This is a genomic window from Microbacterium wangyouchuni (genome assembly GCF_054072595.1).
Genome location: NZ_JBSVRM010000003.1, coordinates 50,420 through 61,896, shown reverse-complemented (window position 1 = coordinate 61,896; position 11,477 = coordinate 50,420). Strand labels below are relative to the sequence as shown.

General features: G+C 65.0%; 8 protein-coding genes. 7 read left to right on the top strand and 1 reads right to left on the bottom strand.

The window, feature by feature from the left end:
* Window positions 1-147: 147 nt before the first annotated feature.
* Window positions 148-2,565 (top strand): helix-turn-helix transcriptional regulator, encoded by a 2,418-nt coding sequence (locus ACW5CM_RS05410; RefSeq protein ID WP_457124394.1) that lies wholly within the window; start codon window positions 148-150, stop codon window positions 2,563-2,565.
* A gap of 17 nt (window positions 2,566-2,582) precedes the next feature.
* Here the strand turns inward: ACW5CM_RS05410 and ACW5CM_RS05405 are convergent, their stop codons facing one another.
* Window positions 2,583-4,313: an L-aspartate oxidase gene (locus tag ACW5CM_RS05405; protein ID WP_457124393.1), complete on the bottom strand. Its 1,731-nt coding sequence runs from the start codon at window positions 4,311-4,313 to the stop codon at window positions 2,583-2,585.
* Between the two features lie 70 nt (window positions 4,314-4,383).
* On the opposite strand from ACW5CM_RS05405, the gene ACW5CM_RS05400 reads away from it, so the two are divergent.
* The 6 genes from ACW5CM_RS05400 (at window position 4,384) to ACW5CM_RS05375 (ending at window position 11,456) form a co-directional block, all read left to right on the top strand.
* Complete coding sequence (locus ACW5CM_RS05400) at window positions 4,384-5,316, top strand: LysR family transcriptional regulator (RefSeq protein WP_457124392.1); 933 nt, start codon at window positions 4,384-4,386, stop codon at window positions 5,314-5,316.
* A gap of 112 nt (window positions 5,317-5,428) precedes the next feature.
* Window positions 5,429-6,751: an extracellular solute-binding protein gene (locus tag ACW5CM_RS05395; protein ID WP_438255584.1), complete on the top strand. Its 1,323-nt coding sequence runs from the start codon at window positions 5,429-5,431 to the stop codon at window positions 6,749-6,751.
* Between the two features lie 64 nt (window positions 6,752-6,815).
* Entirely contained in the window at window positions 6,816-7,745 is a 930-nt protein-coding gene (locus tag ACW5CM_RS05390) for a carbohydrate ABC transporter permease (RefSeq protein ID WP_438255583.1), read from the top strand.
* Window positions 7,742-8,608 (top strand): carbohydrate ABC transporter permease, encoded by an 867-nt coding sequence (locus tag ACW5CM_RS05385; RefSeq protein WP_438255582.1) that lies wholly within the window; start codon window positions 7,742-7,744, stop codon window positions 8,606-8,608. Before ACW5CM_RS05390 ends, ACW5CM_RS05385 begins: the two co-directional genes overlap by 4 nt.
* Window positions 8,608-10,251 (top strand): beta-N-acetylhexosaminidase, encoded by a 1,644-nt coding sequence (locus ACW5CM_RS05380; protein ID WP_457124391.1) that lies wholly within the window; start codon window positions 8,608-8,610, stop codon window positions 10,249-10,251. The genes ACW5CM_RS05385 and ACW5CM_RS05380 overlap by 1 nt, the downstream gene beginning before the upstream one ends.
* Window positions 10,248-11,456 (top strand): ROK family protein, encoded by a 1,209-nt coding sequence (locus ACW5CM_RS05375; RefSeq protein WP_457124390.1) that lies wholly within the window; start codon window positions 10,248-10,250, stop codon window positions 11,454-11,456. The genes ACW5CM_RS05380 and ACW5CM_RS05375 overlap by 4 nt, the downstream gene beginning before the upstream one ends.
* Window positions 11,457-11,477: the final 21 nt, after the last annotated feature.

Genomic DNA, 11,477 nt, shown 5'->3' with positions numbered 1-11,477 from the left:
GCAGTTGGAGCAGTGCCTCCCGACAGCGGATTCCTCCCCAGGGCGCTCGTTCGGGAGGCATGGCAAGAGGCCAGCTGCACATGCGCTGGCCTCCTCTGCCCGATTGGCCGACGATGCCACGTCATCGATATGGTCGAATCGATCAGAGTGGACGGAGCCGCATTGCAGACGGGCGAGAAGACAATCGATGCCCTCGAGTCTGGGCGGCGAGCCCCGGCTACTTACCGGTTGGATGGCCCAGAACGATTCGTCATCATCCCGGCCGGGTCAGCATCCGAGAGCATCGATCATGTAGTGGCTTGGACGCGGGGTTCGGCCGCCGCGGCATCCGCCGTCGTTGTCTGGCTGGATCCGCGCTCGCAGGCCGAAGGAACGACCGCGCGTGCTGGCGCGCTCTGGGTACGGATGATCACTCTTCTGCACTCGCACGGGCACATCGACGATGACAGGCTCCATCGTGATCTCATGGCCGCCTCTGCCAGTGGGGACAGCGCACTTGGCACTCTGGCGAGAATCATTCAGGACCTGGACCGCGCGGTCGTCGTGGTTTTTCATGGCGAGGGAGCGGCACCGGCTTTCGCCGCGCAGGTGGAATCCGATGTCGCAGACCTGCTCGCCCAGACGACGAAGTTGCGAGTGATCGTGGTGAAAGAGGTCGCTCCTTCGCTGGCGGAACCCCTCGAGTCTTCGAAGGCGGCACCCCGTTGTGTCGACCTTGCGATGCAGAGATTCATCCGTGACACAGGAGCGGCGCCTTATCTCGATGCGCAGCTCGCGAGAGCATTGACGGGTCACGACGACGCGGCACTCCAGCTCGATCGGCTGGTGCAGAAAGGGCTCGGCACCTGGCACGCAACATCCGATGGCAAACCGGAGTTTTACTACGTCGACGGCGTGTACGAAGAAGCGCAGGCTAACGCCACAGGCTTCTCCCGGAGCCGCACCGAGCAGGGCACGGCAGCGGTCATAGCGCGCTGGTTCCTCACCGAGCGATTCGATCCGAGCGCAGCGTTGCCGTTCGCCGTGCGCAGCGGCGACATCGACCTGATCGCTGCGGTCGGCATGCGATTGTTCCCCCTGGGCGGAGACGACGGTGATGTGTACGCAGACATGATCCGACGCATTCCACGATCCGAGCAACTGGCGCATCCGATCCTGGCGCTGTGGATGGGCACCCAGCTCGCCCTTCAGCCCGACGGCATGGATCGCGCAATGGTGTATCTCCGGGCAGCAGGTGACAGGGCTGCTGCTACCGCGCGTTCGCTCCCGCCTACCGAACGTGCGATCCTCGACGGAGTGGAGGCGTATGTGCTGCGCCGGAGTGGTCAGGTGAGCGCGGGACGTGCGAAGGCGAGGATCGCGTCACGTGACCTGGCGAAGCTCGCGCTGAATCGAAAGCTCGATCCCTCTCTGAATCAGGTTCTCGTGACCGTGTGGCATCAGGTGGGCGTCAGCCTCGTCTACGCCGGGGCGCGCAGCGAAGCGGTCGAGCTCTACCGTCTTCTCTTCGACTACTGCGACGAGCATGCGCTGGGGCATCGGCGCAACTCATCGGCGTCGATGCTCGCGTTCATCGCCGCCGACAACGGTTCCGTTCGCGAAGCCGAGAGGTGGCTGGAACTGGTCATCGAGGAGGATTGGCCGTCGGCGTGGCGTACCGGTTACACCAGAACCTACCGTGACCTCGCCGAGATACTGATCGCTGTGAACCAGGTGGACGCGATGCGTCTCGACGGAGTCTTGTCACGCTTCATCGCGTTCGAATCAGAGACGGAGCATTGGGATATTGTCGTGTTCGCGCAGGTATGCGCCGCGTTGATCCGGGGCGATGTCTCGGCGGCATCGACCTGGTTCGATGAGCGTGTCGGTGAGCGGCTCGATGGGACGACGCATCCAGTCATCCGTGAACGCCTGCGCCTGTTGCGCCTGATGCTACGAGCGGCCGGCGCCGATCCTCACCAGGAGATCACGGGGCGACGGACGGTCGCAGCCAGGGCCACGCACGCTGCTCTCAGTGCAATCATCGCCGCGCGCACGGCGGATGCGGACCGGGCGGTGGCAGATGCCGTCACCGCAGGCCTCTCGGCACGCACCCCACTTGAGCAGGGCTTTGCGATCATCGCCTCGCTGCTCGTGGCCCGCCACAGCGCCCACTCCGTCGATCTCGTGACTGCGCGCACCAAACTCCATATGCTGGCTGAGATCCATGGACTGCGCTTCCCGCTCATCTATCTGTCCGCGTCTGATCGTCAAGCATTGCTCGCCGGGTCAGGTGCCGGCACCGAATCGCCGCATCCCCTTCAACCGGTGCTGCGGGCGGTGCCGACCTGTGTGCAATCGGACGGAATGGAGACCCGCCGGGCTCTGCTGACGCGTCAGGAGATCGCCGTGCTGCGCGCCCTGTGTGCTCACAGCTCACGGCAAGACATAGCGGAGCAACTGCACTTGTCGGTGAACACGGTGAAGGTGCATCTCGGATCCGTGTATCGAAAGCTCGGTGTTCACTCGCGCGCGGAGGCTCTGGTGGCCGCATCGCTGCTCGGTGTGCTCCCGAAAGAACGATGAATATCGGTGTGCCCGCGCTACTCGACGAGCTTGCCCTCGGAGGAGACGTTGCGGATGAGTGCTTGGATCTCGGCCGGCACCGGTGGGATCTCCTCGCGCGTCACGCCGGTGGCGGGCGACCAGACGAGGTTCACCTGCAGTGCCGGATCAGTCTCGGGGAAGTCGCTACGGTTGTGGCATCCGCGGGTCTCGCGCCGCTCCAACGCCGCTTCGAGAGTTGCCCGCGCAGCCAGGGCCGAGCCCTTGAGGTCGCACGCGTGCGCGAGATCCTGGAAGCCGGCGATGTCGGGATGGATTCCGACGTCGTTCATGCGTTCCTCGATGAGGGCGAGCTCCGCAAGACCGGTACGCAGCCCGTCCTCGGAGCGCACCACACCGGCATACTCGGTCATCATGTTGCGGATGCCGCGCTGCAGCGCGCGCACATTCTCACGCCCGTCGGCTGCCAACAGATCATCGATCTCGGCGCGCGCCTGCGCGACAGCGACCGGGGAGCGTCGTTGCGAGTCCAGCGCCGAGGCATGTGCGACCGCCGCCTGGCCGACCAGCCGCCCATACACCAGCAGCTCGATCAAAGAGTTGCCTCCGAGACGATTCGCGCCGTGCAGGCCGCTGGATGCTTCGCCGATCGCGTAGAGTCCGTCGACGTCGGTGCCATGGTCCTCCGGGCGTACCCATACGCCGCCCATCGAATAGTGCGCGGTCGGGGCGATCTCGATCGGATCGGTCGTGATATCGAGCATCTGCAGTTCCATCATCGTCTGGAAAACGCGGGGGAGGCGGGACATGATCGTCTCGCGAGGAAGATGCGACACGTCGAGCCAGACTCCGCCGTTCTGCGTTCCGCGGGCTTCAGCGATCTCGGTGTATGCAGCGAGAGCCACACGGTCGCGGGTCGACAACTCCATCCGCTCGGGGTCGTACTTCGACATGAAGCGCTCGCCGAGCGCGTTGCGCAGGATGCCGCCCTCACCGCGCGCCGCCTCGGAGATCAGCGTGCCGGCTGCATTCTCGGGTTCGATGATGCCGGACGGATGGAACTGCACGAGCTCGGGATCGCGCAGCCGCGCCCCGGCGTCGACTGCCAGGCGGAACGCGTCCCCGGTGTTCTCATCGCGACGCGATGACGTGCGGCGCCAGATCCGGGTGTGTCCGCCCGCAGCCAGGATCACGGCATCCGCGTGGATCAGATAGCGCGTGCCGTCTGACTGGTCGAACCCGTACGCGCCGAAGACGACGTTGTCCTTCACCAGGATGCGTGTGATGTACACGCCGTCGAGGATCGGTACATTAAGCTGCTCGGCCCGTCGTACGAGCGTGCGCTGAATCTCGAGTCCGGTGTAGTCGCCCGCAAATGCGGTGCGGCGGAAAGTATGGGCGCCGAAGAACCGCTGCGAGATGCGCCCGTCGTCTTCACGAGCGAAGCCCATACCCCAGCGCTCCAGATCACTGATGCCTCGTTCAGCACCGCGGGTGACCACTTCGACGGTGTGCGGGTTCGCCAGGAAGTAACTCTCCTTGATGGTGTCGGCGGCGTGCTGCTGCCAGCTGTCGTCAGGATCCATCGTGCCGAGAGCAGCGTTGATGCCACCCGCCGCGAGCGAGGTGTGCGCGTCATCGCGGTGACGCTTACCGACCGCCAGCACATCGACACCGCGTTCGGCGACTTCGATGGCTGCGCGGAGGCCGGAACCGCCGGTTCCGATGACCAGGACGGTGGTGGAGATCTGTCGCTCGCGTGTCGTCATCCTTCCACGCTAAGAACATGCAGCCAATAACTCCAATGCATTGTTCTTCTGGTGTCAATAGACTAAGCACATGAACCTGGAGCAACTGCGCGGTTTCGTTGAGATCGCCGAGATCGGGCACTTCACGCGCGCGGCTGAGAATCTGCACCTCGCTCAGCCATCGCTGAGCCGGCAGATTTCAACGCTTGAGCAGGAACTCGGTTCGGAACTGTTCCATCGCGCTCGCGGTAACATCTCGCTCACCGCAGCGGGGGAGGTTCTGTTGCCTCGGGCGCGGCGGATGCTGGCGGATGCCGAAGCAGTTCGCTCCGAGATGGCCGAGCTGGCCGGACTTCAGCGCGGGCGCGTGCGCCTGGGGGCTCCACCCACGCTGTGCATCAGTCTGGTGGCCGAGGTGATGAGCGCATTTCACGCGGCCCACCCCCGCGTCGAACTGCAACTGACCGAGGCAGGCACGCATCCGCTCGTCGAAGATCTTGCCGCCGGAGCGCTAGATATGGCACTGATCACCGCGTCAGAAGGGCTCCCGGTCGCGGGGGCGGCGCTGGTGCGCACTCCGCTGCTCACCGAAGAGCTCGTTGTGGTCTCGTCAGCTGCGCAGCCGCCGGTGGCTGATGGGGAGAGCATCGGCCTGCACGATCTCGCTCGGTTGCCGCTGGTGTTTCTTGCGGAGAGCTATAGCCTGCGCGCAGCGACCGATGCGGCCTTCCGTGCCGCCGGTCTCGGCCCGACCCCGGTGGTCGAAGGGGCCGAGATGGACGCAGTGCTGCGCTTCGTCGAACGCGGACTCGGCGTCGCCGTCGTTCCGGCGATGGTGCTGCTTGATCGGCCGAGTCTGCGGTCGATGCGGTTGGGGGATCGAAGGCTGACTCGGACGGTCAGTCTCGCGCATCGCTCGGACGTGAATCTGACCCGGGCAGCCACCGCCATGCGGGCCAGCATTCTCGCCACTGCGGACGACTTCGCCGCCCGCTCATCGGGCACAACCAGTCTCACTTCGTGAATCACTGAAGGTCTCAGTTCGGTCACATGCTTGCGGATTAATTAATAAGTGTGGATTATTAATTAATCCACCGTTCGCGGTGGTCCACCGAGAGACTCACAGAGGAGTTCAGATGCGTAAGATCATGCGCGTGGCAGCGTTCGCCACGGCTGGAGTGGCCGCCCTAGCGCTGGCCGGATGCGGTTCAAGCGGCAGCGCCGCCGGCGGAAGCGAGCTTCCCGAAGGAATCCCGGAAACGGTGGATGCTTCAGGTGAGACCCTCACCGTCTGGATCATGCAGGACGACTACAACGATGCGTCGCTCGAGGCCATCAAAGCCGAGTTCACCGAGCGTACCGGTGCGGAAGCTGATGTCCAGATCCAGCAGTGGGACGGCATCGGCACCAAGCTCTCCACCGCGCTGGGCACCTCGACCCCGCCGGACGTCGTCGACATCGGCAACACGCAGGTGGCCGGTTACGCTGCAAACGGTGCCCTGATGGATGTCACCCCGTACAAGGACGACCTCGCTCAGGGGAACACCTGGCTGTCCGGACTCGAAGACCCGGCGACGGTTGACGGCACCCTGTACGCCGTTCCCGGCTTCGCCGGCAACCGTGCGGTGATCTACAACAAGACCATGTGGGCTGAAGCCGGTGTCACCGAGGCACCCACCAGCTGGGACGAGTTGACCAGCGCTCTGGACAAGGTCCAGGCCGCCAACGCCGCCAGCGACTTCTCGGCCCTCTACCTGCCGGGCCAGCACTTCTACGTCGGACTGCAGTTCGTCTGGGACCATGGCGGGGAGATCGCCACGCAGAACGACGACGGCACATGGACGTCGACCGCGAGCGACAACATCGAGGCGCTGGCAGAGTGGCAGAAGTTCCAGGACGCCTACTCGGTGGCCGCCGCAGACACAGTATTCACGGACAGCCCTGAGCAGGAGCAGATCCTGGCTGACGGCAAGGCTGGCGCGATCATCGCCACCAACGGCGCGATGGCAACGGTCCTTGCTGCCAACCCAGACCTCACCGAGGACGACCTCGGCACCTTCGCACTGCCGAGCCAGACCGGCACGGGCACACAGCCCGTCATGCTCGGCGGCTCGGACTGGGGCATCGCAGCCAAGAGCGACAACCAGCTGCTCGCCCTGATCTGGATTCAGATCGCGACCAGCGACGTGATCCAGAAGGACCACGTCTTCGGCGACCAGGGCCTGATGCCCAACTCTGTCGAGGTCGGCGAGCAGATCCTCGCTGATGTCCCCGAGGTCAAGAGCGGATTCTTCTCCGCAGCGCTGACCTCGCGCGCCACACCGGCCTCGCCCGGATGGACCGACGTCGAGAGCTCGGGAGTCCTGAAGGACATGTTCTCCACGATCGCCTCTGGTGCCGCGACACCGGAGGAGGCCGCGGCCACGTACGACGAGAAGGCCAACGCGTACCTGCAGTGACATATCGGGGTGGGCGCCAGAACGGCGCCCGCCCCGTTCGGCTGCACTCGACCCGGAGAACGAAGTGACCCAGAAGACACCAAGATCGGCCCGTGCTTTCGCGGACCGTCGACTGCCAGCATTCCTGCTGATGACGCCAGCGGGCCTCCTGCTGCTGGCGGTGACGATCATCCCGCTTGGCGTGATGATCTGGATGGCCTTCACCGACTACAACAGGAAATCGCTGTTCACCGGTGCATACTCGATCGTCGGGTTCGATAACTTCCTCGACATTCTCACGAACGACGAATTCTGGTGGTCGTTCATCCGCACGATCCTCTTCACCGCCGCCCTCGTCGTCGGCAGCCTCCTCATCGGCGTCGCGATCGCCCATCTCATGACGCGCCTGGGATCGAAGATGCGCGTCCTCGTCACGATCGTGCTCGTGTTCACCTGGGCGATGCCCAACGTCGCCGCCTCCCTGGTGTGGAACTGGCTGTTCCAGCCCGGTTACGGAGTGTTCAACTGGATGCTCACGCAGCTGCGTGTGTTCGGCGACATGACCAATACGGACTGGGGCTCGGACACCGGTCTCGCATTCACCTCCATCTGGTTGCTGGTTGTCTGGCAGGCTGTGCCCTTCCTCGCGATGACCGTCTACGCCGCTGAGACTCAGGTCTCGCCGGAGTATAAGGAGGCTGCGCGACTGGATGGCGCCTCCGAACGGCGGATCTACTTCAACGTGACCCTGCCCTTCCTGCAGCCCACGATCCTGCTTGTCACGATCCTCTCCGTGATCTGGGACTTCAACGTGTTCAACCAGATCTGGCTGGTCTCCCAGGGCGGCCCGGACGGCACCACCGCGACGCTCGGCGTCTTCACCTACATCACTGCCTTCGTCTCCTTCGACCTCGGCACCGGAGCGGCGCTCGCACTCATCACGGCCATCCTGCTTGCCGCGCTGACGAGCGTCTACATCCGCCATCTCATCCACTCCGGGGAGGACGACCTGTGAGCACCATCACTTCGACCAGGAGCCGACGCGCGGGGAAACTGAACCGCACGTCGCCGACGGCAAACGTCATCGCGTTCGTCTTCTGCGTGCTCTGGGCCTTCCCGATCTATTGGATGGTCAAAACCGCGTTCACGAAGCGTTCCGATGCGCTCAGCTCCACGCCGCAGTTCTTCCCCACCGACCCGACGCTCGCCAACTTCCACACCGCACTGTTTCAAGCAGGCTTCTTCGAGAACCTGCGCAGCTCGGTGATCGTGGTGGTCGGCGCCGTCGTGTTCGCGATCGTGGCCGGACTGTTCGCTTCTGCCGCACTGTCGCGTTTCCGCTTCAGTGGCCGCCGCACCATCTTGGTGACCATCCTGCTGATCCAGATGATCCCCGGGGGAGCGACGCTGATCCCGCAGTACTTCGTCTTCAACGCGACGGGGCTGCTGGGAACATACTTCGGGCTCATCCTCGCCTACGTGTCGGCAACGCTCCCGTTCTCGATCTGGATGATGCGCAGCTTCTTCCTCGCGCTGCCCAAGGAGCTCGAAGAGGCCGCGCAGCTGGACGGCGCGACGACGTGGCAGGTACTCACCCGCATCCTTTTCCCCCTCGTGTTGCCGGGCGTGCTCGCCACGAGCGTGTTCACCTTCATGAACGCTTGGAACGACTACCTCATCGCCTACACCTTCATGAAGGATCAGTCGATGTACACGCTCCCGGTGTGGCTGGCCTCATTCAGCTCTCCCATTACCGGAACAGACGTCAGTGGGCAGATGGCGGCATCCGTGCTGTTCTCGCTGCCTGTGGTCGTGCTGTTCGTCTTCCTGCAACGAAAACTCGTCACCGGCATGACCGGCGGGGCGGTGAAGGGCTGATGATGAAGCACACTGTGATTCCGCGTCCACGTCAGTTTGTCGAGGGCGTCGGAGAGTTCGTCATCACCGAGTCGGTCGAGGTGCTCAGGGTTCCGGATGCCGCGGATGCTGTCGCCCTGCTGACTGAGCGGCTGTGGGCCGGAGCGTGCATCCGCGTCGATAACGCTGAATTCGATTCGGCCGGGATCTGCTTCGTCGATGATGCCGCGCTGCAACCGGAGGCCTACCGGCTGGAGGTCGCACCACTGGTCATCACGATTCACGCGTCGGATGCGGCTGGCTTCCACCACGGCGTCATGACGCTGCTGCAGCTGATGGGCGAGCACGTCTGGCGCGCAGCATCCACTCATCCGCGCACCGTAACGATCCCCGCCTGCCGGGTCGAAGACGAGCCGGCGTTCGCCTGGCGCGGCATCATGATCGACGTCGCTCGGCACTTCCTGCCGGTGCGCGAGGTGCTGCGCATCGTCGATCTCATGGCGATGCACAAGTTCAACCGACTGCACCTGCACCTCACCGATGATCAGGGGTGGCGCATTGAGATCCGTGCCTTCCCACGGTTGACCGAGATCGGCGCCTGGCGAGACCGCACGCAGGAGGGGGCCGACGACGCGAACGCTCCCGAGGTGATTCGCCCGCACGGCGGCTTCTACACGCAGCAGGACATCCGCGAGATCGTGGCCTACTCCGCCGCCCGCGGCATCACCGTCGTTCCTGAGATCGACCTGCCCGGTCATTCCCAGGCGGCGATCTCCGCCTACCCAGAGCTGGGAGTTCCCGGCCCCGATGGCGCGCAGCCGCAGGTCGAGGTCTACCCGCGCTGGGGTGTGAGCGTGTATCCGCTGAACGCGGAGAACGCGACAGTGGACTTCTTCCGAACCGTGCTCGACGAGGTGCTTGAACTTTTCCCCGCTGTCGACATCGGGCTGGGCGGAGACGAGGTTCCTGCCGGCCCATGGGAGGCAGACCCGCGCTCGCAGCAGCTGGCCCGGGAACGCGGACTCGCCGGTCCTCGCGAACTGCAGTTCTGGTTCCTCGAGCAGCTGCGCGCGCATATCGAGCAGAGCGGTCGGCGCATGCTCGCCTGGGACGAAGTGCTCGAGCATGACGTCACCGCGGATGTGACGGTGCTCGGCTGGCGAGGGGATGCCGGCATCGGTGAAGCTCTGCGTCGCGGCATCCCGGTCATCGCGTGCCCCGACAATCAGCTCTACTTCGACTACCGGCAATCCGATGATCCCCGCGAGCCGATCCCGGTCGGCGTTGTGGTCGGGCTGCGAGAAGTTTACGACTTCGACCCGATCCCGGCATGGGCGAGCGAGCATCAGGCCACCTTCCTGCGCGGTGCCCAGGCGAACCTGTGGGCGGAGCACCTGGATTCCGGACGCGTCCGCGACTACATGCTGTGGCCGCGCGCTTGCGCGCTCGCTGAGGTGCTGTGGAGCGGGCCCGGTGGCGACTTCGACGAGTTCTCAGCACGGCTCGATACGCACCTCGGACGACTCGACGAGCGTGGCGTGGAGTACCGGCGCGGCTCGGGGCCGCTACCGTGGCAGGAACGACCCGGAGTCAGCGGGCGAATTCAGAATCAGGCGGAACGTCAGCAGCAGATCGACGAGCTGACCTCGATGATCGTGCGGTGACGGAGCCAGGAAAGCAGGACGACGTGGTGGTGGCACGAGAGCCCAACGACGCCGATGCGCGTGGCATCCTGTCGCTGACTCCCGATGAACTCAAGGCGCTTCGTCGCTCACGAAAGCACTCCGGCGGTGAGGCGATTCACGTCACGCGGCAACACAACCTGTCGGTGATCCGACGGCTGCTGTACGCGAACGGCCCGCAGACCAGGCCGGAGCTTGCTCGGCTGAGCGGGCTGTCGTTGCCGACGGTAGGCGGGCTCGTCTCCGAGCTCGTGGGGGCCGGCACCGTGCATGACCTGGGCGTGGTGGCCGAGGCGCGCGTCGGTAAGCCCGCTTCTCGTGTGGCGATCGACGCCGAAGGCAACTGCACCATTGTGCTCGATCTCACCCACGACGACACTTTCACCGGAGCGATCATCGACCTCGACGGCACCGTCGTAGATCGGGCACAGATCAGTATCGGCGGCGCGCACGGCGAGCCGGCGCTGGATTATGCCGTCGACCTGGCGAGACTGCTGATCAAGCGCGCCTCCAGTCAGGTGATCGGCATCGGCGTCGCATCCCCGGGGCTCGTGGACGACACCGGTCTCGTGCATGTTGCCGACCGGCTGCGCTGGCGAGACGTGCCGCTGGCAGACACGATCCAAACCCGCACCGGTCTTCCGACCGTCGTCGGCAACGACGTCAACCTGCTCGCGCTCGGCCTCAGCCGTTTCCGCAACCGATCCGGCCGCGACGCGATCGTCGTCGACATGGCGAACGGCGTCGGCGCGGCCGTGCTCGAGGGCGGTGAGCCGGTGCTGGGCGAGCAGTTCGCGGCGGGTGAGATCGCACACCTCACCGTCGACCCCGGCGGCGAGCTGTGCCCATGCGGTCGGCGTGGATGCCTCGACATGGTCGTGGGCGCACCACACCTTCAGCGACGGGTCGCAGCCGTTGGCGCGGAGGTGCTGGAGCCGGCCGGTCGCACGCTCGGCGAAGTGCTCGCACCGATCGTGATCATGCTGAACATCAACGTCGTCGTTGTGGTGGGCCCGGGAGGCCTTGTCGAAGGGGCGTTCGCGGACGGTGTGGTCGACGGCATCCATTCACGGCTGCGCCCGGCGATCATCGAGGGGCTGAAGATCGAAGTCGGCGCGAACGACCCGGACCTCGTGCTGCTCGGCGCCGCGGCCGCAGTCATGGAGTCTCAGCTCGGTGTGCGCTGAGCGCCCGCCACCCACCGCGCG

Bases quoted from the DNA above. Each gene is read 5' to 3' on its own strand.
- ACW5CM_RS05380 (WP_457124391.1), top strand. From the start codon at position 8,608: ATGATGAAGCACACTGTGATTCCGCGTCCACGTCAGTTTGTCGAGGGC.
- ACW5CM_RS05405 (WP_457124393.1), bottom strand. From the start codon at position 4,313: ATGACGACACGCGAGCGACAGATCTCCACCACCGTCCTGGTCATCGGA.
- ACW5CM_RS05395 (WP_438255584.1), top strand. From the start codon at position 5,429: ATGCGTAAGATCATGCGCGTGGCAGCGTTCGCCACGGCTGGAGTGGCC.
- ACW5CM_RS05400 (WP_457124392.1), top strand. From the start codon at position 4,384: ATGAACCTGGAGCAACTGCGCGGTTTCGTTGAGATCGCCGAGATCGGG.